This window comes from Paraburkholderia sp. GAS32 (assembly GCF_050434225.1).
GTDB classification, from domain to species: Bacteria; Pseudomonadota; Gammaproteobacteria; order Burkholderiales; family Burkholderiaceae; genus Paraburkholderia; species Paraburkholderia madseniana.
In genome coordinates this window covers 175539-202015 of sequence record NZ_JBNPVS010000011.1, presented here as the reverse complement: position 1 = coordinate 202015, position 26477 = coordinate 175539, and the positions used below count along the sequence as shown (strand labels likewise).

General features: G+C 61.8%; 27 protein-coding genes. 22 read left to right on the top strand and 5 right to left on the bottom strand.

Annotated elements, in window-relative coordinates; genetic code table 11:
* The first annotated feature begins 102 nt into the window (after positions 1-102).
* The 8 genes from P3T25_RS16365 (at position 103) to cysM (ending at position 7614) form a co-directional block, all read left to right on the top strand.
* Positions 103-429 carry an integration host factor subunit beta gene (locus P3T25_RS16365; protein WP_028200079.1) on the top strand — a complete coding sequence of 109 codons (327 nt, stop codon included), beginning with the start codon at positions 103-105 and terminating at the stop codon, positions 427-429.
* A 349-nt stretch (positions 430-778) separates the two neighbouring features.
* Positions 779-1072, top strand: coding sequence for a LapA family protein (locus tag P3T25_RS16360; RefSeq protein ID WP_054037219.1), 294 nt, complete (start codon positions 779-781; stop codon positions 1070-1072).
* A gap of 69 nt (positions 1073-1141) precedes the next feature.
* Positions 1142-2317, top strand: a complete 1176-nt coding sequence (gene lapB / locus P3T25_RS16355; protein ID WP_154566308.1) for a lipopolysaccharide assembly protein LapB — start codon at positions 1142-1144, stop codon at positions 2315-2317.
* Positions 2318-2443: 126 nt separating this feature from the next.
* Positions 2444-3859, top strand: a complete 1416-nt coding sequence (locus P3T25_RS16350) for a UDP-glucose dehydrogenase family protein (protein WP_154566309.1) — start codon at positions 2444-2446, stop codon at positions 3857-3859.
* Positions 3813-4820, top strand: a complete 1008-nt coding sequence (rfaE1, locus tag P3T25_RS16345) for a D-glycero-beta-D-manno-heptose-7-phosphate kinase (protein WP_302273457.1) — start codon at positions 3813-3815, stop codon at positions 4818-4820. The genes P3T25_RS16350 and rfaE1 overlap by 47 nt, the downstream gene beginning before the upstream one ends.
* A gap of 146 nt (positions 4821-4966) precedes the next feature.
* The gene (gene rfaD / locus P3T25_RS16340) at positions 4967-5959 is read left to right on the top strand and encodes an ADP-glyceromanno-heptose 6-epimerase (RefSeq protein ID WP_154566311.1); all 993 of its coding nucleotides are present in this window, start codon (positions 4967-4969) and stop codon (positions 5957-5959) included.
* Between the two features lie 77 nt (positions 5960-6036).
* Positions 6037-6435 (top strand): ComEA family DNA-binding protein, encoded by a 399-nt coding sequence (locus tag P3T25_RS16335; RefSeq protein WP_154566312.1) that lies wholly within the window; start codon positions 6037-6039, stop codon positions 6433-6435.
* Between the two features lie 276 nt (positions 6436-6711).
* Complete coding sequence (gene cysM / locus P3T25_RS16330; RefSeq protein WP_154566313.1) at positions 6712-7614, top strand: cysteine synthase CysM; 903 nt, start codon at positions 6712-6714, stop codon at positions 7612-7614.
* 163 nt (positions 7615-7777) lie between these two features.
* Here cysM and mltB read toward each other — a convergent pair whose 3' ends face one another.
* Positions 7778-9007, bottom strand: a complete 1230-nt coding sequence (gene mltB / locus P3T25_RS16325; RefSeq protein ID WP_429358379.1) for a lytic murein transglycosylase B — start codon at positions 9005-9007, stop codon at positions 7778-7780.
* A gap of 200 nt (positions 9008-9207) precedes the next feature.
* Here mltB and P3T25_RS16320 point away from each other — a divergent pair, with 200 nt between their 5' ends.
* Positions 9208-10131 (top strand): histone deacetylase family protein, encoded by a 924-nt coding sequence (locus P3T25_RS16320; protein WP_154566315.1) that lies wholly within the window; start codon positions 9208-9210, stop codon positions 10129-10131.
* Between the two features lie 63 nt (positions 10132-10194).
* Entirely contained in the window at positions 10195-10995 is an 801-nt protein-coding gene (locus tag P3T25_RS16315; RefSeq protein ID WP_266258177.1) for an enoyl-CoA hydratase, read from the top strand.
* Positions 10996-11147: 152 nt separating this feature from the next.
* Here the strand turns inward: P3T25_RS16315 and P3T25_RS16310 are convergent, their stop codons facing one another.
* On the bottom strand, positions 11148-12050 hold the full coding sequence (locus tag P3T25_RS16310; protein ID WP_429358378.1) for a lysophospholipase: 903 nt from the start codon (positions 12048-12050) through the stop codon (positions 11148-11150).
* A 251-nt stretch (positions 12051-12301) separates the two neighbouring features.
* Between P3T25_RS16310 and P3T25_RS16305 the strand changes: the two genes are divergently transcribed.
* The 6 genes from P3T25_RS16305 (at position 12302) to P3T25_RS16280 (ending at position 18655) form a co-directional block, all read left to right on the top strand.
* The gene (locus P3T25_RS16305) at positions 12302-13336 is read left to right on the top strand and encodes a methionine ABC transporter ATP-binding protein (RefSeq protein WP_429358377.1); all 1035 of its coding nucleotides are present in this window, start codon (positions 12302-12304) and stop codon (positions 13334-13336) included.
* Complete coding sequence (locus tag P3T25_RS16300) at positions 13326-13979, top strand: methionine ABC transporter permease (RefSeq protein ID WP_054037200.1); 654 nt, start codon at positions 13326-13328, stop codon at positions 13977-13979. Before P3T25_RS16305 ends, P3T25_RS16300 begins: the two co-directional genes overlap by 11 nt.
* Before the next feature lie 34 nt (positions 13980-14013).
* Complete coding sequence (locus P3T25_RS16295) at positions 14014-14814, top strand: MetQ/NlpA family ABC transporter substrate-binding protein (RefSeq protein ID WP_429358376.1); 801 nt, start codon at positions 14014-14016, stop codon at positions 14812-14814.
* Positions 14815-15062: 248 nt separating this feature from the next.
* Positions 15063-15812, top strand: coding sequence for an electron transfer flavoprotein subunit beta/FixA family protein (locus tag P3T25_RS16290; protein WP_171925366.1), 750 nt, complete (start codon positions 15063-15065; stop codon positions 15810-15812).
* A 13-nt stretch (positions 15813-15825) separates the two neighbouring features.
* Entirely contained in the window at positions 15826-16761 is a 936-nt protein-coding gene (locus P3T25_RS16285; RefSeq protein ID WP_154560597.1) for an electron transfer flavoprotein subunit alpha/FixB family protein, read from the top strand.
* 103 nt (positions 16762-16864) lie between these two features.
* Positions 16865-18655, top strand: coding sequence for an acyl-CoA dehydrogenase (locus P3T25_RS16280; RefSeq protein ID WP_154560598.1), 1791 nt, complete (start codon positions 16865-16867; stop codon positions 18653-18655).
* 152 nt (positions 18656-18807) lie between these two features.
* On the opposite strand, the gene P3T25_RS16275 is transcribed toward P3T25_RS16280, so the two are convergent.
* The gene (locus P3T25_RS16275) at positions 18808-20094 is read right to left on the bottom strand and encodes a D-amino acid dehydrogenase (RefSeq protein WP_154560599.1); all 1287 of its coding nucleotides are present in this window, start codon (positions 20092-20094) and stop codon (positions 18808-18810) included.
* 169 nt (positions 20095-20263) lie between these two features.
* Here P3T25_RS16275 and P3T25_RS16270 point away from each other — a divergent pair, with 169 nt between their 5' ends.
* Positions 20264-20752 carry an Lrp/AsnC ligand binding domain-containing protein gene (locus P3T25_RS16270; RefSeq protein WP_054036112.1) on the top strand — a complete coding sequence of 163 codons (489 nt, stop codon included), beginning with the start codon at positions 20264-20266 and terminating at the stop codon, positions 20750-20752.
* Positions 20753-20850: 98 nt separating this feature from the next.
* Positions 20851-21996 carry a PA0069 family radical SAM protein gene (locus P3T25_RS16265; protein WP_171925364.1) on the top strand — a complete coding sequence of 382 codons (1146 nt, stop codon included), beginning with the start codon at positions 20851-20853 and terminating at the stop codon, positions 21994-21996.
* 16 nt (positions 21997-22012) lie between these two features.
* Here P3T25_RS16265 and P3T25_RS16260 read toward each other — a convergent pair whose 3' ends face one another.
* Both P3T25_RS16260 and P3T25_RS16255 read right to left on the bottom strand, forming a co-directional pair.
* Positions 22013-22480, bottom strand: a complete 468-nt coding sequence (locus tag P3T25_RS16260; protein ID WP_154560601.1) for an NINE protein — start codon at positions 22478-22480, stop codon at positions 22013-22015.
* A gap of 93 nt (positions 22481-22573) precedes the next feature.
* Positions 22574-23782, bottom strand: a complete 1209-nt coding sequence (locus P3T25_RS16255; RefSeq protein ID WP_168435704.1) for a PQQ-dependent sugar dehydrogenase — start codon at positions 23780-23782, stop codon at positions 22574-22576.
* A gap of 172 nt (positions 23783-23954) precedes the next feature.
* Here P3T25_RS16255 and rpsP point away from each other — a divergent pair, with 172 nt between their 5' ends.
* The 4 genes from rpsP (at position 23955) to rplS (ending at position 26398) form a co-directional block, all read left to right on the top strand.
* A complete protein-coding gene (gene rpsP / locus P3T25_RS16250; RefSeq protein ID WP_006476550.1) occupies positions 23955-24209 on the top strand; it encodes a 30S ribosomal protein S16 in 255 nt (84 codons plus the stop codon).
* Between the two features lie 117 nt (positions 24210-24326).
* Positions 24327-25061, top strand: coding sequence for a ribosome maturation factor RimM (rimM, locus tag P3T25_RS16245; RefSeq protein ID WP_266239330.1), 735 nt, complete (start codon positions 24327-24329; stop codon positions 25059-25061).
* Between the two features lie 24 nt (positions 25062-25085).
* Positions 25086-25853: a tRNA (guanosine(37)-N1)-methyltransferase TrmD gene (gene trmD, locus P3T25_RS16240; protein ID WP_054036120.1), complete on the top strand. Its 768-nt coding sequence runs from the start codon at positions 25086-25088 to the stop codon at positions 25851-25853.
* A gap of 155 nt (positions 25854-26008) precedes the next feature.
* The gene (gene rplS, locus P3T25_RS16235; protein ID WP_012433948.1) at positions 26009-26398 is read left to right on the top strand and encodes a 50S ribosomal protein L19; all 390 of its coding nucleotides are present in this window, start codon (positions 26009-26011) and stop codon (positions 26396-26398) included.
* Positions 26399-26477 lie beyond the last annotated feature (79 nt).

Genomic DNA, 26477 nt, shown 5'->3' with positions numbered 1-26477 from the left:
GAGGAACGCCCCCAAACCTGCCGCCTGGCGGCAGGTCCCCCGCGAGGGGGGGTATAACAACACGGGGGCGGCCCGGCGTTTTCTTGCGAGGTCTGCTGCAGTATGACCAAATCGGAATTGGTCGCCCAGCTGGCTACGCGATTTCCGCAACTTGTACTTAAAGATGCGGATTTCGCGGTGAAGACGATGCTTGATGCGATGTCGGAGGCGCTTGCCAACGGTCATCGCATTGAAATTCGCGGCTTCGGCAGCTTCGGCCTTAATCGTCGTCCCTCCCGCGTCGGGCGTAATCCGAAGTCGGGCGAGAAGGTGCTGGTACCTGAGAAGTACGTACCGCATTTCAAGCCGGGCAAGGAATTGCGCGAACGGGTAGATCGACGTTCGGGCGAGCCGCTGAAGGCCGACGAGCCGGATGACGACGACCTGTAAATGCTTCGCTGTGCGCTTCGCAGCATGGCATTGGTAGCGTCAGCGGCCAAAGCCAGACGGCAAAAGACCAGAAAAAGCGCCTTCGGGCGCTTTTTTTTCGTCCGCATCTTTTGACCGTTTTTTCGTCCGCTTTTTCGCCCCTGACGCGCCGCACATTCTTCAATCGAACACACCTGCCCATGCATCCTCTTACGGCAAGATAAACCTCGCCTAAATCCTCTATCAGCCAGTTCCTGCCCAGTCGCGAGGGCATCCATTACAATACGGGTCACTTCGGCGCGGGCAACACCGTGGCGCGACGCGTCATCAAGCCGGCGTCACCCCGCAACTGCCGTCAAGAGACCTATTCATGAAATTTATCGTCTGGCTGATCCGTGTGCTGGTGTTCGTGCTCCTGCTGGTGCTCGCACTCTCCAATACACAAACTGCTACGCTGAATTTCCTCGCTGGTTACGCGTGGTCGGCGCCTTTGATTCTGATCGGCCTCGCGTTCTTCGTGGTGGGGCTGCTGGCCGGGCTGGTGTCGTCAATGCCGGGCATGGTGCGCCTGCGCATGGAGAATGGCCGGCTCAAGCGCGAGTTGCGTGTGGCGCGCGAAGCCCCGGTGGTGGTCGAACAACCGCCTATGCCGCCGCTGATCTAAGTTGTCTTCTGCCGCGCTTCTGAAGCGCGGCTTTCCGCTCCCGCTTTCCCGCACATTTGCATTAATCGCATGGATCTAGACTTCTGGTGGCTGCTTGTCATACCCGTCGCTTTTGCGTTCGGCTGGATGGCTGCGCGCTACGACCTCAAGACGCTGCTGTCCGAAAGCGCCAACCTGCCGCGTTCGTACTTCCGCGGCCTGAATTTCCTGCTCAATGAGCAGCCTGACCAGGCGATCGACGCGTTTATCGAAGTCGTCAAGCTCGACCCGGAAACGATCGAGTTGCATTTTGCGCTGGGGAATCTGTTCCGCCGCCGCGGCGAGACGGACCGCGCGATTCGCGTGCATCAGAACCTGCTGAGCCGCACTGATCTGCCCGTCACCGAGCGCGATCACGCGCTTTACGAACTGGGTCAGGACTTTCTGAAGGCGGGTTTGCTCGACCGCGCCGAAGAGACCTTCCGCTCGCTCGAAACCGGCAATTACGCTTTGGGTGCGCAGCGCGCGCTGCTCACCATCTACCAGATCGAGAAAGACTGGGTTAAGTCGATCGACGTCGCACGCCATCTGGAAACAATGGGCGCCGAGTCGCTCGACAAGGACATCGCGCAGTTTCATTGCGAGCTAGCCCAGGAAGCACTCCAGCAGAAAAATGCAGACGAGGCACGCCGTCAGCTAGGTTTTGCATTGAAGGCGAACCCGACCAACGTACGCGCCACGATCCTGTTCGGCGACGTCGACGCGACGGCCGGCTCGCAAGAGGCAGCTATTACCCAATGGCGGAGAGTCGAGGAACAGAATCCCGCCTACCTGCCGCTCGTCGCGGAAAAGCTGATGAAGGCCTATGAGGTGCTCGGCCGCCCGCAGGATGGCGCCGATCTGCTCATGACGTGGGTCGACCGCTATCCGTCGAACGATCTGCTCGACGTGACCTATCAGCACATTGCGGCGATACGCGGGCCCGACGCCGCGCATGCGCTGGCACGCTCGCAGATGCAGAAATCGCCGAATCTGGCGGGTATGACGCGTCTGCTGGAAGCGCAGGAGGCCGTCGCGGAAGAGCCGCGGAAGAGTGAGCTCGAACTGATGCGTACGCTGATTCGCCAGCGCACCAAAAATCTGCCACGGTATACGTGCCAGAATTGTGGTTTCAGGGCGCGGCTGTTCTACTGGCAGTGTCCGGGTTGCAGCGGCTGGGAAACCTATGCGCCGCGTCGCGTCGAACCGATCACGGCGTCGAACTGATAGCGAATGGAATTGCATAGCCGCGCCGCAACGACGGCGGCCCGCCAGGCGAATTAGGCCGGGTGGGATCATGACGGCCTTGTTCACTACGAGAAACCCTCACCGGAAACCTCTACCGGAAAGCGTATGAAAATCACCATTATCGGCACGGGCTATGTTGGTCTCGTCACCGGCGCGTGCCTCGCCGAAATCGGCCATGACGTCTTCTGTCTCGACGTCGATCCGCGCAAGATCGAAATCCTCAACAACGGCGGCGTGCCGATCCACGAGCCGGGTTTGCTGGAGATCATCGCCCGTACGCGTGCGGCGCGCCGCATCACGTTTTCGACGGATATCGAAGCGAGCGTGGCGCACGGCGAGGTGCAGTTCATCGCTGTCGGCACGCCGCCAGACGAAGACGGTTCGGCCGATCTGCAATACGTGCTCGAAGCAGCGCGCAACATCGGCCGCACAATGAACAGCTTCAAGGTGATCGTCGACAAATCGACGGTGCCGGTCGGCACCGCGCAACGCGTGCGTGCGGTGGTCGAAGAGGAACTGGTCAAACGCGGGCTTGCCAATAGCGAGCAGCACCGCTTCTCGGTGGTGTCGAACCCTGAGTTTCTGAAGGAAGGCGCGGCGGTCGACGACTTCATGCGTCCCGATCGCATCGTGCTCGGCAGTGACGAAGACGAGGCCGGCCTGCGCGCGCGCGAGTTGATGAAGCGTCTGTACGCGCCGTTCAACCGCAATCACGAGCGCACGCTGTACATGGATGTGCGCTCGGCTGAGTTCACGAAATACGCTGCCAATGCGATGCTCGCCACGCGCATCTCGTTCATGAACGAGATGTCGAATCTGGCGGACCGGGTCGGTGCGGATATCGAGGCGGTGCGTCGCGGCATCGGCTCGGACCCGCGCATCGGCTATCACTTCCTGTATGCCGGCGCTGGCTACGGCGGCTCGTGCTTCCCGAAGGACGTGCAGGCGCTGATCCGCGCCGCCAGCGAAAGCGGCCACAATCTGCGCATTCTCGAAGCGGTCGAGGAAGTGAACTACAAGCAGAAAGACGTGTTGGTGCACAAGATCACGGGCAAGCTCGGTGAAGATCTGAGCGGCCGTACGTTCGCCGTGTGGGGCCTCGCGTTCAAGCCGAATACCGACGACATGCGCGAGGCGCCGAGCCGTCGCGTGATCGCTGAATTGCTGGCGCGTGGCGCTCAGGTTCGCGCGTACGATCCGGTGGCGGTGGCCGAAGCGCGCCGCGTGTTCGCTATCGATCTGCACGATGCGCCGGAGCAGCAAGCGCGTCTCACGTTCACGAGCACCCAGGACGAAACGCTCACCGGCGCCGACGCGCTGGTGGTCGTCACCGAATGGAAGGAATTCAAGAGCCCGGATTTCGTGCACCTGAAATCGGTGCTGAAGTCACCGCTGATTTTCGACGGCCGCAATCTGTACGAGCCGGACGCGATGACCGAACTCGGCATCGACTATCACTCGATCGGACGACCTTATGCCCAGCCCTCTGAATTTCCGGCCGATGTCTCCAGCAATGCCTGAGGCCGCTCAGTCCACACCCACGTCCGCACTGACCATGGTGCCGCGCGAACGCCTTGGCGCGGCGCGCGTGCTGGTGGTCGGCGACGTGATGCTCGATCGCTACTGGTTCGGCGACGTGAACCGTATTTCGCCGGAAGCGCCGGTGCCGGTCGTGCATGTGCAGCGCCAGGAAGACCGCCTCGGCGGCGCCGCGAACGTGGCGCGCAATGCGGTGGCGCTCGGCGCGCAAGCGGGTTTGCTGTGCGTGGTCGGCCATGACGAGCCCGGCGAGCGCATCGTGCAACTACTCGCCGAAAGCGGGGTGGCGCCGCATCTGGAACGCGATCCGGATTTGCTCACCACCATCAAACTGCGCGTGCTGTCGCGTCAGCAGCAGTTGCTGCGCGTCGACTTCGAAAACTCGCCCGCGCACGAAGTGTTGCTCGCGGGCCTTGCGCGTTTCGACGACCTGCTGCCGTCGCACGACGTGATCCTGATGTCCGATTACGCGAAGGGCGGTCTCACGCACGTCACGCAGATGATCGCCAAGGCGCATGCGGCGGGTAAGCCGGTGCTGGTCGATCCGAAGGGCGACGACTGGGAGCGCTATCGCGGCGCCACGCTGATCACGCCGAATCGCGCCGAGTTGCGCGAGGTGGTCGGTCAGTGGAAATCCGAAGAGGATCTGATCGCGCGCGTGACCAAACTGCGTGCCGATCTCGAGTTCAAGGCGCTGCTGCTGACGCGTTCGGAAGAGGGCATGACGCTCTTCGCCGACGACGGCATCCTGCATACATCGGCCGTTGCACGCGAAGTGTATGATGTATCGGGCGCGGGCGACACCGTGATCGCCACGCTCGCCGCCATGCTCGGCGCGGGTCTTACGCTGGTCGAGGCGGTCGGGCTCGCGAATCGCGCAGCCGGCATCGTGGTCGGCAAACTCGGTACCGCCACCGTCACCTACGACGAACTTTTTCATTGATGCAGCCCCGCCGGGTCCCCTTCTTTGTGCTTTAGTTTCAGCGGGGGCAAAAGAGGAACCCGCGAGGCGTCAACTGAGCTGTCGATCGGAGTTGGTGCAAAGCACTTACTCCGATCCCATGCAAAGCCCATTACTGCAGGATCATCATGACCCTCATCGTCACCGGCGCGGCCGGCTTTATCGGCAGCAATCTCGTGAAGGCGCTCAATGAGCGCGGTGAACAACGCATCATCGCGGTCGATAACCTCACGCGTGCGGACAAGTTCAAGAATCTCGTCGACTGCGAGATCGACGACTATCTCGACAAGACCGAATTCGTCGAACGCTTCAAGCGTGGCGATTTCGGCAAAGTGCGCGCGATTTTCCACGAAGGCGCCTGCTCGGACACGATGGAAACCGACGGCCGCTACATGATGGACAACAACTTCCGCTATAGCCGCGAAGTGCTCGACGTCTGTCTCGCGCAGAATATCCAGTTTCTGTATGCGTCCTCGGCGGCCACGTATGGCGGTTCGAGCCGCTTCGTCGAAGAGCGCGAAGTCGAGCAGCCGCTGAACGTGTACGGCTATTCGAAATTTCTGTTCGACCAGGTGATTCGCCGCGTGCTGCCCACCGCGAAGAGCCAGATTGCCGGCTTCCGCTATTTCAACGTCTACGGGCCGCGCGAGACGCACAAGGCGCGCATGGCGTCTGTCGCGTTTCACAACTTCAACCAGTTCCGCGCGGAAGGCAAGGTCAAGCTGTTCGGCGAATACAACGGCTATGCCGCCGGCGAGCAGACGCGCGACTTCGTCTCCGTCGAAGACGTGGTGAAGGTCAACCTGTTTTTCTTCGACAATCCGGACAAGTCGGGCATCTTCAACCTGGGCAGTGGCCGTGCGCAGCCGTTCAACGACATCGCGAGCACGGTGGTCAACACGCTGCGTACGTTGAACAACGAGCCGCCCTTGTCGCTCGCGGAGCAGGTGCAGCGCGGGCTGATCGAATATATTCCGTTCCCCGATGCATTGCGCGGCAAGTACCAGTGCTTCACGCAGGCCGACCAGACCAAGCTGCGCGCCGTCGGCTACGACGCGCCGTTTTTGAGCGTGCAGGAAGGTGTCGATCGCTACGTACGTTGGCTATTCGGCCAGGTGTAAATCTTTCGGATACCTCTTTAAACTGGAATCTCCCGGTTGGTGATGGTCGCCAACCGGTTGTACGAGGGAGATTCCATATGTTTCGAAAAATTCTGGTTACCGCGGCCATGCTGGCCGCTTTCGGCCACGCGTATGCGGCGGTCGACGTCAACACGGCTAACGAGGATGCGCTGCGCGGCATCAAGGGCATCGGTCCTGCCAAAGCGAAAGCCATTCTCGACGAGCGTGCAGCGCATGGTCCATTCAAGGACCCGGCCGATCTCGGCAAGCGCGTCAAAGGCATGGGCGGGCATACCGTCGAGCGCCTGCAGGCGGAGGGTCTCGCTGTCGGTCCGGCTGGCGCGGCTGCTAACCCGCAGGCTGCGGCGTCTGCACAAAGCAAAGGCGCGGCCGCTGCGGGCAATGGCGCCAACGCGGCTAACTCGACTAGCGCGGCCGCAACCCCAAAGAACGCCACTGTGGCGGTGAAGAAATAGCCTGACGCGGGCCGTGCGCGCGAGGCGGGTCACCTCTCTCGCGCCCAGTCCGTTACCGTCGTTCCCCTTCATGGTCGGAGTGGGTAAGAACACTCCTTTAGCTGTCATGCAGATGACTGGCTCCCGCGGTTCTCAGCCGCGGGCTTTTTGCGTTGCGCGCGCTCGTCCGCCAGCACCTGCATCCATGCGGGCAGAAGGGCCGCACGGCAGCCGTGCGCACGGTGGTTTAGAATCGATGGATTGAAGACTCCGCGCATCGACAGCACCAGACCCGATATGGCTTACAAAACGATTGAAGATACGATCGGCAATACGCCGCTCGTGCAACTCGTCCGGCTCCCTGACGACGAGATCCGCAGCCGCAATAACGTGATCCTTGCGAAGCTCGAGGGCAACAATCCTGCGGGCTCGGTGAAGGACCGTCCGGCGCTGTCGATGATCAAGAAGGCGGAAGCGCGTGGACGCATCAAGCCGGGCGATACGCTGATCGAATCGACCAGCGGCAATACCGGCATCGCCTTGGCGATGGCTGCGGCGATCCGCGGCTACAAGATGGTGCTGATCATGCCGGAAGACCTGTCGGTGGAGCGCCGTCAGAGCATGGCCGCGTACGGCGCGCAGATCGTGCTGACACCGGTGACGGGCGGCATGGAATACGCGCGCGATCTGGCCGAACAGATGCAGCGCGAAGGCAAGGGCATCATCCTCGACCAGTTCGCGAACCCGGACAATCCGGCCTCGCACGTCGAAGGTACCGGTCCGGAAATCTGGCGCGACACCGAAGGGCGCATCACGCACTTCGTCTCGTCGATGGGCACGACCGGCACGATCATGGGCGTGTCCACCTATCTGAAGGAACAGAATCAGGCGATCGAGATCATCGGCGCGCAGCCGGAAGAGGGTTCGCGCATTCCGGGCATTCGCAAGTGGCCGGAGGCCTATCTGCCGAAGATTTTCGATCGTAGCCGTGTGGACCGCGTCGAGAACGTGAGCCAGGCCGCCGCCGAAGCGATGGCGCGGCGCATGGCCTCGGTCGAAGGGATCTTCGCCGGCATCTCGTCGGGCGGGGCCTGTGAGGTGGCGTTGCGCGTCGCGCGCCAGGTCGAGAACGCGACGATCGTGTTTATCGTCTGCGATCGGGGTGACCGGTATCTGTCGACAGGTGTGTTCCCGGCTTGATTGCGCGGCGGCGCATTGAGTGGCCCTCAAAACGAGTTGGCCAATGCGAGTTGGCCAATAAAAAAGCGCCGGACTAACCGGCGCTTTTTTATGTCGCTTGCTACCCGTTCGTGACGCGGTGAGTGTCTGGCAACCGAGTGCCTGACAACCGCCGCCGCTCAGCTCATTGCGAGGCCGCGACCGGCGGCGCAGCATTGCTGCTGGCGTTCGCCGCGTCGCTTGCTTCCATCTGAGCCTTGACCCGCTCGCCCAATTGATAAACCGCCAGTGCGTAGAAGAAACTGCGGTTATAGCGCGTGAGGACATAGAAGTTCTTCAGGCCCAGCATGTACTCGGTGCCACGCCCCGGCGACGGCAGATCCACCACGGTCACCGGCGTGCCGGCTTCCGTCGCGATATCGACGCCCGGTTCGTTCAGCAGCAGTCCGGCACGGAGCAATTGATCCAGTGGCCAATGCGGCTCCGGCTTACCGTCGGCGGCCGCTTGCGCTACGCCCAGGCTGCCGGCGTCCGTACCGATCTTCCACACCACCGGCCGGCCGTTTTCCCAGCCGTTCTGGCGCAGATAATTCGCCACGCTGCCGATCGCATCCGCCTGGCTTGTGCGCAGATCGATCTGCTTGTTGCCGTCGTAGCTCACCGCGTATTGCACGATGCTGCTCGGCAGAAACTGCGGAATGCCGATCGCGCCGGTGTAGGAGCCGAGCACGGTGGTCGGATCGATTTGCGAATCGCGCGTCCAGACCAGGTAATCTTCAAGATTCTTGCGGAAGGTCGCCTGGCGATCCGCACGATTGGCGGTGTTCGGGTAGTCGAAACTGAGCGTGGTCAGCGCGTCGAGCACGCGGAAGTTGCCCATGAAGCGCCCATAGATCGTCTCCACGCCGATGATGCCGACGATCACTTCCGGTGGCACGCCGAACTCTTCATAGGCGCGTTGCAGCGTGGCCTGGTTGGCGCGCCAGAAGCGCACGCCGGCGTTGATGCGCACCTGGTCGAGAAAGCGCGACTGATACACGCGCCAGTTCTTGATCGTCGGGGAGGGCGACGGTGTGACGAGCTTGACCGCGGTAGCCGAATAGCTCACGCGAGCGAACAACGCATGCAATGCGGCTTCGTCGAAGTCATAGCGCGCGGACATGTCGCTGATGAACGCGTCGACATTCGGGTTATTCGCGTAGCGCTGCGGGATGATCTCTTCTTCGAAGGTTTGCCCTTGCGGCACTGCCGGTTGCGGTTGGCTTTGCGCGAGCAGCACCGGCGGCTTTTTCGCGGCGCTTTGCGCCATCGCCGGACTGGTTGCCATGAACATGCACGATGCGACGGACAGTGCGGCGGCTAGGGTCTTCGTGCGTAGCCGGTTTCGTGCAGACAGAGCAAGCTTGACGGTCATAGTGAGCTAGAGGCGCAGTGCGAAAGAGACAGGGGGAAACGGACAGGGCAGTATACCCGACGCTTTCTGCAAAACTGTGCCCAGCACGTCACAGTCGCATGGTGTGGTAACTTGGTAAATGTTGGCGCGCCCAGTGTGTGCGCCCATGGACGGAGACACGCCGCGCGCGCTGAGAAAGCGCCGCGCCGCAGACGAGAATCATGGCAACAGCCTTTTATTCCCACGCAGATTGTTTGCTGCACGATATGGGGCAATGGCATCCCGAATGCCCGGCGCGCCTGCAGGCAATCGAAGATCAATTGATCGCGAGCCGCATCGACTCGCTGATCGAGCGCGAGTCGCCGCCGCTCGCCGATGAAGCCGCGCTGCTGCGCGTGCATACGCAAGCCCACATCGATTACGTCCGCAGCAAGTCGCCCGTGGAAGGTCTTGCCGAAATCGATCCCGACACGTCCATGAACCCGCACACGTTGCAGGCCGCGTTGCGCGCGGCTGGCGCTGCGGTGGCCGCGACCGACGCCGTGATCGAAGGCCGCTACGACAATGCGTTCTGCAGCGTGCGCCCGCCGGGCCACCATGCGGAGCCGGCGCGTGCAATGGGCTTCTGCTTTTTCAACAACGTCGCGATCGCCGCGCGTCACGCACTTGAAGTGCATGGCATGCAGCGCGTGGCGATCATCGATTTCGACGTCCATCACGGTAACGGCACCGAAGCAGCCTTTTCGGGCGATTCGCGCGTGCTGATGTGCAGCATCTTCCAGCACCCGTTCTATCCGTTCAGCGGCGCTGACAATCAGGCGCCCAACATGTGCAATGTGCCGATGCCGGCACGCTCGAAAGGCATGGCGGTGCGCGAGGCGGTCGACATGATGTGGCTGCCGCGCCTGCATGAATTCAAGCCGGAGATGATCTTCATCTCGGCCGGCTTTGATGCGCATCGAGAGGACGATCTTGGCAACATGGGCCTCGTCGAAGACGACTACGCATGGATCACCGATCAGGTGCGCGAGATCGCGAAGCGCTATGCGCAGGGACGGATCGTCAGTTGTCTCGAGGGCGGGTACAACCTGTCGGCGCTGGGGCGCAGCGTGGTGGCGCACGTGCGCTCGCTGGCCGGGATCTGAGTTGTCACGCGACAAAAGCTGCGCGAACGTCGTGAAATGCACGAATTCAACGAGGAGCGAGCCATGAATGCCGAGGTGCGCAGTGCGTCGCTGGTCGAAATCGAACACGACGCCTACGGCGTGCCGGGTGTCGTCCGTTTGACGATGAACCGGCCCGATGCCTTCAACGCGCTCTCCGAAGCCTTGCTCGACGAATTGCAGTCGACGCTGACGGCGCTGGCGGACTCCAACGCGCGGGTGGTGGTGATCGCCGGCGCCGGTCGCGCGTTCTGCGCGGGGCACGATCTGAAGGAAATGCGCGCGGCGCCGTCGCTGGCTTACTACCAGGCCTTGTTCGCGCGCTGCACGAAACTGATGTTGACGATCCAGCGCTTGCCGCAACCGGTGATCGCGCGTGTGCACGGCATCGCCACGGCGGCCGGCTGCCAACTGGTCGCGATGTGTGATCTGGCAGTCGCTGCCGACACCGCGCGCTTTGCCGTCTCGGGTGTCAATCTGGGTCTTTTCTGCGCGACGCCTTCGGTGCCGCTGTCGCGCAATCTGTCGCGCAAGGCGGCGCTCGAAATGCTGCTCACCGGCGATTTCATCGACGCTCTCCAGGCGAAGCAGCAGGGACTGGTGAATCGCATTGCGCCGGCGGACGCGCTCGATGCAGAGGTCGCGCGGCTCGCGAAGAGCATCTGCGCGAAACCCGTCGAAGCGGTGAGCGCCGGCAAGGGGCTGTTCTATCGCCAGCTCGAAATGGGGATCGAAGCAGCGTACCAGTTAGCCGGCCAGACCATGGCTTGCAACATGATGGACGACTCCGCGCTCGAAGGCGTGCAGGCGTTCATCGACAAACGGGCGCCTGACTGGAAGCGCTAGCCGGGCTGGGCCGTTCTTGTCGAAGTCCGCCCCCGTATCACTCGTCCAGATACTTGAGCGTTCTAAATGCCGGCCAATGCTGAAACTTGGAGCGTCGTCCTCGCGTCGACCCACTGAACTCCGTTTGTCCATGTCGACACGCCGTCCGGCGCTCAGGTTTTTGGCAAACGCTTTTCGATCCAATTGATCAGTGCGCCGATCACCCGATCCCGGTCGAGATCGTTCATCGTCTCGTGGTAGCTGTCTTCGTGCATCGTGAGCGTTTTGTCCGGCGAACCCGCATGCGCGCCGAAATCACGGCTGCCTTCGGGCTCGGTGAGCTTGTCGGCAGTGCCGTGATACACCAGCAGCGGCACGCGTAGTCCCGCACGGCCGCGTTCGATGCGCGCCATCGCCAGTAACAACTCCGCACCTGTACGCGCGGGAATCGCGCCGTGATGGACCAGAGGGTCATTGCGATTGGCGTTCACCACGGGCTGAAGGCGCGAAAGCAAAGCCGCGTCGATTTTCATCGCCGGGAAGGTCGGCCAGATGCGGCTGATCACCTGGCTCACCTTGAGCATCCAGCGCGGCACATCGCGGCCGGGCGCGAGCGCGGGGCTCGACAGGATCAGACCGCTTAGCCGACGCCCGCTTGCCTCGAGTCGCTCGATCGCGTAAAGCGCAGCAACTGCGCCGCCCATGCTGTGGCCCATCAGGAACAGCGGTGCACAACTGGTTGCCGCTTCATTGAGCAAGGCCTGTGCGTCGAGCAGATAGTCGTCAAACCGGTCGACCCACACGCGTTTGCCCGGCGCATGCCCATGTCCGCGCAAATCGATAGCGACGAGTTCGATGCCGGCCGAGTTCAGCCGATCCGCCAGTGCTGCGTAACGCCCGGCGTGCTCCGCGAGCCCGTGCACCAGCGCGACCGTGCCGCGCAGCGGTGTCGTGGCGGGCCAGCGATACAACGGCAGTTCGATGCCGTCGCTCGTCGTGACCGTGGAGCGCAGCGCGGCGCCGCCTTTTGGCGCGGCCGCTGCGGGACGCACATTGCCGGATCGGGTTGTTTCCATAGCTGCCGTTTATCTTGGATGGGTCCTGATTTCGATTCGCCCGATCATAGTCGCAGCAGGTGCGCACGCGCGAGCATCTCGTGCCGGGCACGCCTCTAATGCTCTGTGGTTATGAAAAGATCGAAATTGATTATTAAAGGGAATGACGACGCTGCGGTAGAATTGCGGCCTCAAATCCCAATAAAAGCAACGGCGGCCGCTTGTCGGGAGCGCATAACGCTCGTTGGCAAACTCCGCCGTTTCGTTTTTCCATGATCGAAATACGCAATATCTCTCAGCGGTTCGCCGGACCCCGGGGCTGGGTCGAAGCGCTGCACAACGTCAATCTGTCGATTCCGGCGGGTGAGGTGTTCGGCATCATCGGCCGCAGCGGTGCCGGCAAGAGTACGCTCGTGCGCACCATCAACCTGCTGACGCGGCCGAGCGAAGGCAACATCGTTGTCAACGGCCGTGATCTGACGACGCTGCCCGCCGCGCAGTTGCGCGAGGCGCGTCGCGAAATCGGCATGATCTTCCAGCACTTCAACCTGCTGTCGTCGCGCACGGTGTACGAGAACGTGGCGTTGCCGCTCGAACTCGCCGGCATGAAGCGCGACGAGATCGAGGCGAACGTGCTGCCGCTGCTCGAACTGGTCGGCCTGTCGGCGCAGAAGGATCGTTATCCGGCGCAGATCAGCGGCGGGCAGAAGCAACGTGTGGGTATCGCGCGTGCGTTGGCGAGCAAGCCGAAGGTGCTGCTCTCCGACGAAGCGACGTCGGCGCTCGATCCCGAAACCACGCGCTCGATCCTCGATCTGCTCAAGCGCATCAATCGCGAACTGAACCTGACGATTGTGCTGATCACGCACCAGATGGACGTGATCAAGCAGGTCTGCGACCGCGTCGTGGTGCTGGATGCCGGCCGTGTGGTCGAAGAGGGCAAGGTCATCGACGTGTTCCTGCAACCGCATCATGAAGTGACGCGCGCGCTGATCGGCGACGTGATCGCACAGGAACTGCCGCCCGCGATGAAGGCGCGCGTGGCCGAACGCCTGAAGATCGGCAGCGGCCATTTGCTGCGCCTGGCGTTCACCGGCTCGGGTGTCGATCAGCCGATCCTGTCGGAAACGATTCGCCGCTACGAACTCGACTTCAACATCCTGCACGGCCAGATCGACGAGATCCAGGGGCAGGCGTTCGGCTCGCTCGCGGTGCTCGCGGGCGGCGAACCGGCGAAGGTCGCACAGGCACTGACCTATTTGCGCGAACAGGGTGTGGTGGTAGAGGAGCTGTCGTATGTTGAGTGAAATGTTCGATATGTTCGTCCAGTCGTTCTGGGAAACGCTCGTGATGGTGGGCATCTCCGGACTGGTCGGTGCGGCGGTCGGTTTGCCGCTCGGCGTGCTGCTGTATCTGACGGACCGTCAGGGCGTGTTGCAGAACATCGCCGTGAATCGCGTAATGGGCGTGATCGTCAATGCCGTGCGTTCCACGCCGTTCATCATCTTGCTGGTCGCCGTGATTCCGTTTACGCGCCTCGTGGTGGGTTCGTCGATCGGTACGGCTGCGGCCGTGGTGCCGCTGACGATCGCCGCGGCGCCGTTCATTGCGCGTCTGGTCGAAACCGCGCTGCGTGAAGTCGATCGCGGTCTGATCGAAGCGGCGCAGGCGATGGGCGCGACCACCAGCCAGATCGTTTTCAAGGTGCTGTTGCCGGAGTCACTGCCGGGTGTGGTCGCCGGTTTGACGATCACGTTTGTCTCGCTGGTCGGCTACTCGGCGATGGCTGGTGCGATCGGCGGCGGCGGGCTCGGCGATCTGGGCATTCGTTACGGGTATCAGCGTTTCTTGCCGGAAGTGATGGTGACGGTCGTGGTGATCCTGATTGTCTTCGTGCAACTGGTGCAGTCGTTCGGGGATTGGCTCGTGCGTCGTTTGAGCCATAAGTAAACAGCAGAATCGATAGATTCGGAAAAGGTCCATCATGCAACGTCGTTTCATTCTCAAGCTGGCCGCCACACTCGGCGCCGCGTCGCTGTTCGCTGCCGCCACCACGGCTCACGCTGAAGACACGATCAAGGTCGGCGTCACCGGCGGCCCGCACGCGCAGATCATGGAAGTCGTGAAGACGGTCGCGGCGAAGAACGGTCTGAACATCAAGATCGTCGAGTTCTCCGACTACGTGCAGCCGAACGCGGCGCTCGCCGGTGGCGACCTGGACGCAAACAGCTACCAGCATGACCCGTACTTGCAGGCCCAGGTGAAGGACCGCGGCTACAAGCTGATTCGTGTTGCAGATACGGTCACGTACCCGATGGGCATCTATTCGAAGAAGGTGAAGACGCTGGCTGAATTGCAGCCGGGCGCGAAGATCGCCGTGCCGAACGATCCGACCAATGGCGGCCGGGCACTCCTGTTGCTGCAGAAGCAAGGTCTGCTGAAGCTGCGCGCGGACGCGGGTCTCAAGGCGACGCCGCTCGATGTCGTCGACAACCCGAAGAAGCTGAAGATCGTCGAACTCGACGCAGCGCAGATCCCGCGCTCGCTGAACGACGTGGACGCCGCCGCGATCAATACGAACTTTGCGATGGAAGCGGGTTTGAAGCCCAAGCAGGACGCCATCGCGATCGAAGACCCGAAGGGTCCGTACGTGAACATCATCGCAATCCGCGAAGCTGACAAGAGCAAGCCGTGGGTTGCGAAGCTGGTCGCGGCGTATCATTCGCCGGAAGTGAAGCAGTTTGTCGAAAGCAAGTTTGGTGGGGCGGTGATCACCGCCTGGTGATTCGACGGCCGTTTTTCGGCCGTTTCGCCTGACAAGACACGACGGCAATGCAAAATTAGAGTCGTAGGTCTTAACCCGGGGTTGTCTCCCGGGTTTTTTCGAGATTAAAATAGAACGATCGTTCGTTATTGCCGTCACGCCGCTGAGGAGCGATATCCTTCTGCTAGAGCGCCCGCGACAAGGCTGCCATGAGGGCAGTCGCTATAATGTTCGTTGGGTTGACGTATTCGTAACTTTGGAGCGTGTGCATGAAAATCCTGGTGCCAGTCAAGAGAGTGGTCGATTACAACGTGAAAGTCCGGGTGAAATCGGACGGCACGGGCGTCGACATCGCGAACGTGAAAATGTCGATGAATCCGTTCGACGAAATCGCGGTTGAAGAAGCCGTTCGTCTGCGCGAAGCGGGCGTGGCGACCGAAGTGATCGCCGTGTCGGCCGGTGTGACGCAAGCGCAGGAAACGCTGCGCACGGCGCTGGCAATCGGCGCGGACCGTGCGATCCTGATCGAGTCGGGCGAAGAACTGCAGCCGCTGGCGGTCGCCAAGCTGCTCAAGGCGCTGGTCGACAAGGAACAGCCTGGGCTGGTTATTCTCGGCAAGCAGGCCATCGACGATGATTCGAACCAGACCGGCCAGATGCTGGCTGCACTGGCGAACCTGCCGCAAGCTACCTTCGCCTCGAAGGTTGTCGTCGCTGACGGTAAGGCTACGGTGTCGCGCGAAGTGGATGGTGGTGCTGAAACGCTGTCGCTGACGCTGCCCGCTGTGATCACGACCGATCTGCGCCTGAACGAGCCGCGCTATGTGACGCTGCCGAACATCATGAAGGCCAAGAAGAAGCCGCTGGAAGTCATCAAGCCGGAAGACCTCGGTGTTGATGTGACGCCGCGCCTGAAGACGCTGAAAGTCGTCGAGCCGCCGAAGCGCTCTGCCGGTGTGATGGTGCCGGATGTGAAGACGCTGGTTGAGAAGCTGAAGACCGAAGCCAAGGTGCTGTGAGGAGACGGACGAAATGACGAATCTGGTTATTGCAGAACACGACAACGCGTCGATTAAGGCCGCGACGCTGAACACGATTGCAGCCGCGCAGAAGATTGGTGGCGATATCCACGTGCTGGTCGCAGGGCACAACGCACAAGCCGCGGCGGATGCGGCAGCGAAGATTGCAGGTGTTTCGAAGGTCCTGCTGGCCGACGCGGCGCAACTCGAAGCGGGTCTGGCGGAAAACGTCCAGGCAACCGTGATGAACATCGCGAAGGACTACACGCACATCCTGACGCCGGCGACCGCCTACGGCAAGAACATCGCACCGCGCATCGCCGCGAAGCTCGACGTCGCGCAGATCAGCGACATCACCGCAGTGGACAGCGCCGACACGTTCGAGCGCCCGATCTACGCAGGCAACGCGATCGCCACGGTTCAATCTCAAGATCCGATCAAGGTCATCACGGTTCGCACGACCGGCTTCGACCCGGTGGCAGCAGAAGGCGGCAGCGCAACGGTCGAGAAGATCGACGCGGCAGCTGATACGGGCCTCTCGCAGTTCGTGAGCCGTGAAGTGACAAAGCTGGACCGTCCGGAGCTGACCTCGGCGAAGATCATTGTCTCGGGTGGCCGTGGTCTGGGCAACGGCGAGAACTACACGAAGGTCCTCGAGCCGCTGGCGGACAAGCTGAACGCAGCGCTGGGCGCCTCGCGTGCAGCTGTCGATGCGGGCTTCGTGCCGAACGACTATCAGGTCGGTCAAACCGGCAAGATCGTCGCGCCGCAACTGTACATCGCTGTCGGCATCTCGGGCGCGATCCAGCATCTGGCCGGCATGAAGGACTCGAAGGTCATCGTGGCGATCAACAAGGACGCGGAAGCGCCGATTTTCAGCGTCGCTGATTATGGTCTGGTGGGTGACCTGTTTACGCTCGTGCCGGAACTCGTTAGCGAGCTCGGCTAAGCGCCTCAGCGCCGGTTAAAAGGCGTCTGGCAGCACACGAGAGGGCGCAGGACCTATCAAGTCCGGCGCCCTTTTTTTATCGACAGGCAGGAGGAGAACTGAAATGAGCTATACGGCGCCCATCAAGGACATGCTGTTCGTGATGAAAGAACTGGCCGGTCTCGAAGATATCGCGACGCTGCCGGGCTTCGAAGATGCAAACCTCGACACGGCTCAGGCCGTGCTCGAAGAATCGGCGAAACTATGCGGCGAAGTGCTGGCGCCGCTGAACGTCGAAGGTGATCGCAATCCGAGTAGCTGGAAAGACGGCGTGGTCACCGCCACGCCCGGTTTCAAGGACGCATTCCGCCAGTTCGGCGAAGGCGGCTGGCAAGGCGTGCAACATCCGGTCGACTACGAAGGCCAGGGTCTGCCCAAGCTGATCGCCACCGCCTGTATCGAGATGCTGAACGCGTCGAACCTGTCGTTCGCGCTGTGTCCGCTGCTCACGGATGGCGCCATCGAGGCGCTGCTCACGGCGGGCAGCGAAGAGCAGAAGCAAACCTACGTGCCCAAGCTGATTTCCGGCGAGTGGACCGGCACGATGAACCTGACCGAGCCGCAAGCCGGCTCCGATCTCGCGCTGGTGCGCACGCGCGCCGAGCCGCAGGGCGATGGTTCGTTCAAGCTGTTCGGCACGAAGATTTTCATCACGTGGGGCGAGCACGACATGGCGAAGAACATCGCCCATCTCGTGCTGGCGCGCACGCCTGATGCACCGGAAGGCGTGAAGGGTATTTCGCTTTTCATCGTGCCGAAGTTTCTTATCAACGAAGACGGCTCGCTCGGGGAGCGTAACGACGTGCATTGCGTGTCGATCGAGCACAAGCTCGGCATCAAGGCGAGCCCGACCGCAGTGCTGCAATTCGGCGATCACGGCGGCGCGATCGGGCACCTGATCGGCGAAGAAAATCGCGGCCTCGAATACATGTTCATCATGATGAACGCGGCGCGTTTCGCGGTGGGCATGCAAGGTGTTGCCGTGTCGGATCGTGCGTATCAAAAGGCTGTGGCGTATGCGAAGGATCGCGTGCAAAGCCGGCCGGTGGATGGCTCCGCGAAGCAATCCGTGGCGATCATTCAGCACCCGGACGTGCGCCGCATGCTCGCCACAATGCGTGGTCTCACCGAAGCATCGCGCGCATTGGCGTATGTCGCCGCGGCTCACTGCGATATCGCGCATCGTCATCCCGACGAAGCGAAGAGCGCCGAGCATCAGGCGATCTATGAATATCTCGTACCGATTGTGAAGGGCTGGAGCACGGAACTGTCGATCGACGTGACGAGCCTCGGCGTGCAGGTGCATGGCGGCATGGGCTTCATCGAAGAAACCGGCGCCGCGCAGTACTACCGCGACGCGCGCATTCTGCCGATCTACGAAGGGACGACCGCGATCCAGGCCAATGACCTGATCGGCCGCAAGACCGTGCGCGACGGTGGCAAGGTGGCGAAGGCGCTGCTGGCCGACGTGGCTGAAACGATCGAAGCACTCGGCGCGCAGCAAGGCGCTGCGTTCGAATCGATGAAGAAGTATCTGGGCCAAGGGCATCGTTCGCTGAGCGCTGCGGTCGATTTTGTAGTCACTAACACGAAGAGCGATCCGAACGCGGTGTTCGCCGGCAGCGTGCCGTATCTGAAGCTGGCGGGCGTTGTCCTGGGCGGCTGGCAGATGGCGCGTGCGTTGCTCGTGGCGGCTGAAAAGCGCGCTGAAGATCCGTCGTTCTATGGCGCGAAGATCGCCACCGCGCAGTTCTATGCTGAGCATGTGCTGCCGCTGGCTTCGGCGTTGGAAGCTTCGATCGTCAGCGCGAAGGGTGGGGAGAGTGTGCTGGCGTTGTCGGAAGATCAGTTCTGATGTTGCGCTGCTTCTATTGAGCGATGTAGCAAAAACTCGTGTGTAAAAAGAAAAACGGCGCCCTTTTCGAGGCGCCGTTTTTCTTTGTCAGGCCGGTCCGTCTACGATGACAAACCGGCATAACCGCTCGCGAAGCGTTAAAACATTAAACCTTAGGCATAAGCCGGACGATGCGCACCGCCGATCTCGCCGAGATAGCGATGCACCGACAGATCATCCGCCTTGATAGCCGGCTGCTTGCTCGACATCACATCGGCCAGCAGTTGACCCGAGCCGCACGACATCGTCCAGCCCAGCGTGCCGTGACCCGTGTTCAGGAACAGGTTCGGCACGGGGGTGCGGCCGACGATCGGCGTGCCGTCCGGCGTCATCGGACGCAGGCCGGTCCAGAACGTAGCCTTCGACGTATCGCCGCCGCCCGGGAACAGATCGTTCACGCACAGTTCCAACGTTTCGCGGCGCGCCTGGCGCAGCGACTTGTCGAAGCCGACGATCTCCGCCATGCCGCCGACGCGAATCCGGTCGTCGAAGCGTGTGATCGCGATCTTGTACGTTTCGTCGAGCACGGTCGAAATCGGCGCGGATGCTTCGTTGACGATCGGCGCGGTGATCGAATAACCCTTGAGCGGGTAGACCGGAATCTTCACGAGACCGGACAGGAATTTGGTCGAGTACGAACCGAGCGCTACGACAAACGAATCCGCGCGCACCAGTTCGTCGCCGCACTGCACGCCGGCGATGCGGTCGCCCGCCATGGCGAGGGAGTCGATCGGCGTGTTGTAGCGGAATTTGACGCCCAGTTGCTCTGCCATCGCGGCGAGGCGCGTGGTGAACATCTGGCAGTCGCCGGTTTCGTCGCCCGGCAGGCGCAGGCCGCCCGTCAGCTTGTGCGAGACCGCGGCGAGCGCCGGTTCGGCTTGCGCGAGTTCGGCCGGCGACAGCAGTTCATACGGCACGTTGGCGTCCCGCAGCACGGCGATGTCTTTCGCGGCGCCGTCGAACTGCTGTTGCGTGCGGAACACCTGCAGCGTGCCGCCGGTGCGGCCTTCGTACTGGATGCCCGTTTCGGCGCGCAGCGCCTGCAAACAATCGCGGCTGTATTCGGCGAGGCGGACCATGCGGCCCTTGTTCACCGCATAACGCGCCGACGTGCAGTTCTGCAGCATCTGCCACATCCATTGCAACTGGAATTGTGTGCCGTCGAGACGGATCGCGAGCGGCGCATGTTTCTGGAACATCCACTTGACGGCCTTCAGCGGCACGCCCGGCGCGGCCCACGGCGACGCGTAGCCCGGCGAGATCTGGCCGGCATTGGCAAAGCTGGTTTCGAGCGCCGGGCCGGCCTCGCGATCGATGACGGTCACTTCATGACCGGCGCGCGCGAGGTAATAAGCACTCGTCACTCCGACAACGCCACTGCCCAAAACGACGACTCGCATAGCTGCTCCAGGATGTTCAATAAGAGGTCTGAGGGCGGTGCGCTTGTCGATTCGTTTGAATTCGTTCGATTAACGAGGTGTAACGCGGATCGCCCAGTGATAACCGCTATACTATTAACAGTCAGGTAGGTTTTGTTATTGTATTTTCAAGATTTTCAGCAAAAACACCATGCGTACACAGCGCCAACCGATCCGGGCTCTCGACAAACTCGATCACAAGATCCTGCGGCTCCTCCAGCAGGACGGCCGGATGGCGATGAAAGACCTCGCCGAGCAGGTCGGGCTGTCCGTCACGCCGTGCATCGAACGTGTCAAGCGAATGGAGCGCGACGGCGTGATCACCGGCTACCACGCGCGCGTGAACCCGGCTGAACTGGGCGCGGCGCTGCTGGTGTTCGTCGAGATCACGCTCGATCACAAAAGCGGCAACATGTTCGACCAGTTCCGCCGCGAGGTGCAGAAGATCCCCGAAGTGCTGGAGTGCCACCTCGTCTCGGGCGACTTCGACTATCTGATCAAGGCGCGCATCGGCGAAATGGCCGACTACCGCAAACTGCTGGGCGACATCCTGCTGCAACTGCCCGGCGCGGTGCAGTCGAAGAGCTACGTGGTGATGGAAGAGATCAAGGAAACGCTGACGATTGCGGTTGGCGATTAGCTCGCGCGGGAGTTGCGCAGCTGGACTCGACAAACGGCGTAAACACTGTATATTTATACAGGTGTTTTGCGCCGTTTTGCATTTTGCGTGCTCCAGCCGTGACCGATTCCGACACCCACTCCGCCAACGAATTTCCGATTGCTCCGCCCACGCCTCGCAAGGGGCGCGGTGCGGTGACGAACCTGCAAGGCCGTTACGAAGTCGACCAGCGTGAAGTGGTGGACGACGGCTGGCTTTCGTCGCCGGAGGAAGACGGCGAGCCCAAGGTTTTACGCACGCAGGTTTTCGAAGAGCGGGCCAAAACCATTCTCACGCGCAACGCGTCGCCGGATATTCCGTTCAGCGTGTCGCTCAATCCGTATCGGGGCTGCGAACATGGCTGCATCTACTGCTTCGCGCGGCCCACACATAGTTATCTAGGGCTGTCGCCGGGGCTCGACTTCGAAAGCCGCATCTACGCGAAGATCAATGCGCCGGAGTTGCTCGAGCGCGAGTTGTCGAAGAAGTCCTATGTCCCGGAGCCGATCGCGCTCGGCGTCAATACCGACGCCTGGCAACCCGTCGAGCGCGATTTGCGCCTCACCCGGCGAGTGATCGAAGTGCTCAGCGAGCGCGGCCATCCGTTCGCGGCGATCACCAAATCGTCGCTGATCGAGCGGGATATCGATCTGCTCGCACCTATGGCGGCGCGCGGGCAGTTCATGGCGGCTATCACGATCACCACGCTGGACGCCGAGATCGCGCGCACGCTTGAGCCGCGTGCCGCCACGCCGTCGCGTCGATTGCGCACGATCCGTACGTTGAGCGAGGCGGGCATTCCGGTTGGCGTCAGCATCGCGCCGGTGATTCCCTTCGTCACCGAGCCGGACATGGAGCGTGTGCTGGAAGCCTGTGCAGAGGCCGGCGCAAGCAATGCGAGCTACATCGTGCTGCGTTTGCCTTGGGAAGTTGCGCCGCTATTCAAGGATTGGCTCGCGGCGCATTTTCCCGATCGGGCTGATCGGGTGATGAGTCGCGTGCACGATATGCGGGGCGGGAAGGACTACGACTCGAACTTCGCCACTCGAATGAAGGGGGAAGGCTTGTGGGCGGACCTGCTGAAGCAGCGCTTCCACAATGCTGTGCGCCGGCTCGGGCTAAACCGGCGCGACCGCGGCATTCTCGATATGTCGCATTTTCGCCGGGTTGAGCCGGTGCGCACTGAACTGCCGCCGCGCGACAATCCACAATTGAGGCTCTTTTAGCGCGGCGCGCGGTGGGTCATTGCGACAGCGCTTTGGCGGCTTGCACCTGACCTTCGAAGTAAGTCTGGAACGAGATCGCGAGGCCCGTCATGAGGAGGAACGCGCCGATCAGCAGCGAAAAGATCACGATGAAAATGACGGTCCAGCCAGAGCGGCTTTTGCGCTGGGTTTGCACGTTGAACTGCGCGTCCCATTTTTCATCCGGGCGCAGGCCATAGACGATCGCGGCCAGAAAGGCTGAGAGCAGCGAGACGGCGCCGAAAAACGCGAGCACCCAGCCGAGCATCGAGGCCCGTTCGCTCGCCACCACCAGCATGGCGCCCGGAATCCCGATCAACGTGCCGAGCAAGTGCGCCCAGCCGTAGATGTCGCGCAAGCCGTACAGATAGAAGCGGTGGGCGCCGAGGCTGCCGAAGAAGAAGGCCAGCGCGGCGGTAATCGTCTTGGATCTGAAATACGAGGAAGTCGAAGCAAGGGTGGACATGTAGGCGAGGGCAGAGTGACAGGCTGTCGAAAAGGAGCGGGGCGTCGGTGGGCGTGGGCCGACGCGCATTCTACGCCCGCGGCGCGCTTACGGCTAAGGCTGAGGCGCGGAATAGGTCACGCGATAGACCGCGCCGGCGTAGTCGTCGCTGATCAGGAGTGAGCCGTCGGGCATCGGCTGCACGTCGGCGGGGCGGCCCCATACCGCTTCGCCCGGCTGGAGCCAGCCTTCGGCAAAGACCTCCTGGTGCGCGTTGCTGCCGTCCGGGTTGGTAATCACCCGCACGACGCGGTAGCCGACCTTCTTGCTGCGATTCCACGAGCCGTGCTCGGCGATAAAAATATTGTCGCGATACGCGGCCGGGAACATCGAGCCACTGTAAAAGCGCATGCCGAGCGAGGCGACGTGCGCGCCGAGTTTGACAACCGGCGGTGTGAAGGCGCTGCATGGATGGTCCTTGCCGAATTCGGGGTCGGGCGTGTCGCCGCCATGGCAGTACGGAAAGCCGAAATCCATGCCTGCACGCGGCGCGCGGTTGAGTTTGTCGTCCGGTACGTCGTCGCCCATCAGGTCGCGGCCGTTGTCGGTGAACCACAACTCATGTGTCACCGGATGCCACGCGAAACCGACTGAGTTGCGAACGCCACGCGCCACGATTTCATAATGGCTGCCGTCCGGGTCCATGCGGCCGATCATCCCAAAGCGGTCGCGGTCTTTCAGGCAGACGTTGCAGGGCGCGCCTTGCGGCACGTACAGCTTGCCATCCGGCCCGAAAGCGATGAATTTCCAGCCATGATGGGTCTCTGTCGGCAGTGTGTCGGTGACCACGACCGGCTTGGGCGGATCATTCAGATGAGCGTCAATCGCGTCAAAGCGTAGAATTTTCGACACTGCGGAGACGTACAGCGTGCCATCCCGCCACGCCACGCCCGCCGGCGTTTCCAGGCCGGAGGCGACCACGTGGCGAGCCGTGACGCGTCCACTCTGCAATTCGAGCGCGTAGACGTGGCCGTCAAGGCTGCCTATATAAAGAATGCCCTTCGGTGAGAGCGCCATGGCCCGCGCGCTCGGTACGGCGTCCGAGAGGACCTCGATGTGGAAGCCGGGCGGCAGTTTGATGCGCTCGACCGGTAGCGCGGCCAGCACCGGCAGGGCCGTGGCGGCGAGCAACAAGGCAGCGCCTGCTCGCAGGGCCTGAATGCGGGCGGCACGCGAAAAGCCTGTAATCAGCGAAAAGCGGGCAACTCGCCGAAAGACGGCGAATGAAGCGAGAAAAAACGCAGATGGCGGCAGGCGTTTCACGGGCGCTCCGTCAGGTAATTCGGGCGTCTCGGCGCGATTCGAGGCCTGTGCCTGTATGGACGGCACAACCCCGTCGTGCAGTTTATCCCGGTAAGTGTTTGTTATGGCGTCGGTTTCCCGCTATAATCGCGTGTTTCAGTCGTTCCGAACCCCGGTTTTCAAGGATTCTAGTATGGTCATCATCCGCTTGGCTCGTGGCGGCTCCAAGAAGCGCCCGTTCTACAACATCGTCGCAACCGATTCGCGTAACCGTCGTGACGGCCGCTTCATCGAACGCGTTGGCTTCTACAACCCGGTCGCTACGAAGGGTGAGTCGCTGCGTATCGCTCAAGACCGCCTGACGTACTGGCAAGGTGTTGGCGCACAACTGTCGCCGACCGTTCAGCGTCTCGTGAAAGAAGCGCAAAAGGCGCAGCCGGCTGCTTAATGGTAGCTAGCATGCGTATCGTCGTCGGTTCGGCCGGCGGCTCGCGCAGCTTGCGTGAGCAGTCCGATGCGCGAGTTTTGCTGAAGCAGACGTCGAAGTTGGCAGCGAGGTTCTCTTATGTCTGAACGTGATTCCGGCAATTCAGGTCGCGTAAAGGCAAAGGCGGCAGCCCCGCGCGCGAAGACGTCTGGTCAGGCGCCGTTCGGTGCATTCGTCCGCAAGCCGGTCGAAGCGACCGAAGGGCAGGCGAAAGCCAAAGTTGCAAACGCCGCTTCCAGCGCAGCAGAAATGCGAGCGGAAACGGTGGAAAGCTGGCCGGCCGATGCGGTCGAGGTCGGTGCAATAGTCGACGCTTACGGCCTCAAAGGCTGGGTCAAGGTAGCCGCGCATGCGGATGCCGGGCACGGCGGCGACGCATTGCTGAGCGCGAAGCGCTGGTGGTTGCTGAAAGGCCACGAGCGCAAGTCGGCGCCGTCATTACAGGCAAAAACGCATAGCGACAGTATCGTTGCCCATCTGGGCGGCGTAGCTGACCGCGATGTGGCACTGGCACTGCGCGGCACGCGCGTCTATATCAGCCGCAGCGAATTTCCGGCCCTCGAGGCCGACGAATTCTACTGGGTCGACCTGCTCGGCCTGGATGTGGTGAACGTTGCCGGGGTCCACCTCGGCAAGGTTGCAGACATGATCGACAACGGTGCGCACTCGGTGTTGCGCATCGAATATCCGGATACCGACAAAAGCGGTAAGCCGGTCACCGGCGAGCGTTTGATCCCGTTCGTCGGCGTCTTTGTCAAAACGGTGGATCAGGCGGCGAAGCAGATCATCGTCGACTGGGAAACCGATTACTAAATAACTCGCTGACTGGAGAGAGCGATGCAGTTTGATGTCGTGACGCTCTTTCCTGACATGTTTCGTGCGCTGACCGACTGGGGTATCACCAGCCGTGCGGCGAAGCAGGAGCGCTACGGGTTGCGCACGTGGAATCCACGCGATTTCACTACCGACAACTACCGCACAATCGACGATCGCCCCTACGGCGGCGGCCCCGGCATGGTGATGCTGGCCAAGCCCCTGGAAGACGCGATCGGCGCGGCGAAAGCGGCGCAGGCGGAGCAGGGCATCGGCGCGTCGCGCGTCGTGATGATGTCGCCGCAAGGCGCCACGCTGAATCACGATCGTGTCATGCAGTTCGCGGCCGAGCCCGGTCTGATCCTGTTGTGCGGGCGCTATGAAGCGATCGATCAGCGTTTGCTCGACCGTGTCGTCGATGAAGAGGTCAGCCTCGGCGACTTCGTGCTGTCCGGCGGCGAATTGCCGGCGATGGCGTTGATGGATGCCGTGGTGCGTCAGTTGCCCGGCGTGCTGAACGACTCGCAATCGGCGGTGCAGGATAGTTTCGTCGACGTGCTGCTGGATTGTCCGCATTACACGCGTCCGGAGGAATACGACGGCGTGCGTGTGCCTGATGTGCTGCTTGGCGGCCATCATGCGGAAATCGAAGCGTGGCGTCGGCGTGAAGCCTTGCGTAACACGTTGAACAAGCGGCCCGATTTGATCGTGAAGGCCAGAAAGAACAAGATGTTGAGCCGTGCCGACGAGGCATGGCTTACGAGTCTCGCGAAGGAAGTGTCGAAGGCGTAAAGCCTTGGGCTTTCGAGCGGACATAGGCGGTGCCGCACATGCGTGTACGGCACCAGATGTGAACCCATCCTCTATCGGGGCCGTAGCCAAGCGCAACAGGTAAAACCAGCGCGCGGCAGGTACGAACGCCGACAAGATGGACATAGGAGTCAGTGATGAATCTGATTGCAATACTCGAGCAGGAAGAAATCGGCCGCGCCCTCGGCGAGAAGACCATCCCCGAATTCGCCCCCGGCGATACGGTGATCGTCAGCGTGAACGTGGTTGAAGGTACGCGTAAGCGTGTTCAGGCTTACGAAGGCGTCGTGATCGCCAAGCGTAACCGTGGTCTGAATTCGTCGTTCATCGTCCGCAAGATTTCGTCGGGCGAAGGCGTCGAGCGTACGTTCCAGACGTACTCGCCGCTGCTGGCAAGCATCGTCGTGAAGCGTCGTGGCGATGTGCGTCGTGCGAAGCTGTACTACCTGCGCGACCGTTCGGGCAAGTCGGCTCGGATCAAGGAAAAGCTGGTCGCAAAGAAAGACCGCGCTGCTCCGGAAGCGTAAAAGCTGTAAGAAAAAGCACCCCTCGCGGGTGCTTTTTTGTTTGCCAGGTCAAAATAGCGGAATGTCCCCTATCCGCTCA

Bases quoted from the DNA above. Each gene is read 5' to 3' on its own strand.
- P3T25_RS16290 (WP_171925366.1), top strand. From the start codon at position 15,063: ATGAAAATCCTGGTGCCAGTCAAGAGAGTGGTCGATTACAACGTGAAA.
- P3T25_RS16310 (WP_429358378.1), bottom strand. From the start codon at position 12,050: ATGGAAACAACCCGATCCGGCAATGTGCGTCCCGCAGCGGCCGCGCCA.
- P3T25_RS16315 (WP_266258177.1), top strand. From the start codon at position 10,195: ATGAATGCCGAGGTGCGCAGTGCGTCGCTGGTCGAAATCGAACACGAC.
- P3T25_RS16305 (WP_429358377.1), top strand. From the start codon at position 12,302: ATGATCGAAATACGCAATATCTCTCAGCGGTTCGCCGGACCCCGGGGC.
- trmD (WP_054036120.1), top strand. From the start codon at position 25,086: ATGCAGTTTGATGTCGTGACGCTCTTTCCTGACATGTTTCGTGCGCTG.
- P3T25_RS16335 (WP_154566312.1), top strand. From the start codon at position 6,037: ATGTTTCGAAAAATTCTGGTTACCGCGGCCATGCTGGCCGCTTTCGGC.
- lapB (WP_154566308.1), top strand. From the start codon at position 1,142: ATGGATCTAGACTTCTGGTGGCTGCTTGTCATACCCGTCGCTTTTGCG.
- P3T25_RS16360 (WP_054037219.1), top strand. From the start codon at position 779: ATGAAATTTATCGTCTGGCTGATCCGTGTGCTGGTGTTCGTGCTCCTG.
- P3T25_RS16260 (WP_154560601.1), bottom strand. From the start codon at position 22,480: ATGTCCACCCTTGCTTCGACTTCCTCGTATTTCAGATCCAAGACGATT.
- rfaE1 (WP_302273457.1), top strand. From the start codon at position 3,813: ATGCCCAGCCCTCTGAATTTCCGGCCGATGTCTCCAGCAATGCCTGAG.
- P3T25_RS16320 (WP_154566315.1), top strand. From the start codon at position 9,208: ATGGCAACAGCCTTTTATTCCCACGCAGATTGTTTGCTGCACGATATG.
- P3T25_RS16275 (WP_154560599.1), bottom strand. From the start codon at position 20,094: ATGCGAGTCGTCGTTTTGGGCAGTGGCGTTGTCGGAGTGACGAGTGCT.
- rplS (WP_012433948.1), top strand. From the start codon at position 26,009: ATGAATCTGATTGCAATACTCGAGCAGGAAGAAATCGGCCGCGCCCTC.
- P3T25_RS16285 (WP_154560597.1), top strand. From the start codon at position 15,826: ATGACGAATCTGGTTATTGCAGAACACGACAACGCGTCGATTAAGGCC.
- P3T25_RS16295 (WP_429358376.1), top strand. From the start codon at position 14,014: ATGCAACGTCGTTTCATTCTCAAGCTGGCCGCCACACTCGGCGCCGCG.
- P3T25_RS16365 (WP_028200079.1), top strand. From the start codon at position 103: ATGACCAAATCGGAATTGGTCGCCCAGCTGGCTACGCGATTTCCGCAA.
- P3T25_RS16300 (WP_054037200.1), top strand. From the start codon at position 13,326: ATGTTGAGTGAAATGTTCGATATGTTCGTCCAGTCGTTCTGGGAAACG.
- rimM (WP_266239330.1), top strand. From the start codon at position 24,327: ATGTCTGAACGTGATTCCGGCAATTCAGGTCGCGTAAAGGCAAAGGCG.
- cysM (WP_154566313.1), top strand. From the start codon at position 6,712: ATGGCTTACAAAACGATTGAAGATACGATCGGCAATACGCCGCTCGTG.
- rpsP (WP_006476550.1), top strand. From the start codon at position 23,955: ATGGTCATCATCCGCTTGGCTCGTGGCGGCTCCAAGAAGCGCCCGTTC.
- rfaD (WP_154566311.1), top strand. From the start codon at position 4,967: ATGACCCTCATCGTCACCGGCGCGGCCGGCTTTATCGGCAGCAATCTC.
- P3T25_RS16350 (WP_154566309.1), top strand. From the start codon at position 2,444: ATGAAAATCACCATTATCGGCACGGGCTATGTTGGTCTCGTCACCGGC.
- P3T25_RS16270 (WP_054036112.1), top strand. From the start codon at position 20,264: ATGCGTACACAGCGCCAACCGATCCGGGCTCTCGACAAACTCGATCAC.
- P3T25_RS16280 (WP_154560598.1), top strand. From the start codon at position 16,865: ATGAGCTATACGGCGCCCATCAAGGACATGCTGTTCGTGATGAAAGAA.
- mltB (WP_429358379.1), bottom strand. From the start codon at position 9,007: ATGACCGTCAAGCTTGCTCTGTCTGCACGAAACCGGCTACGCACGAAG.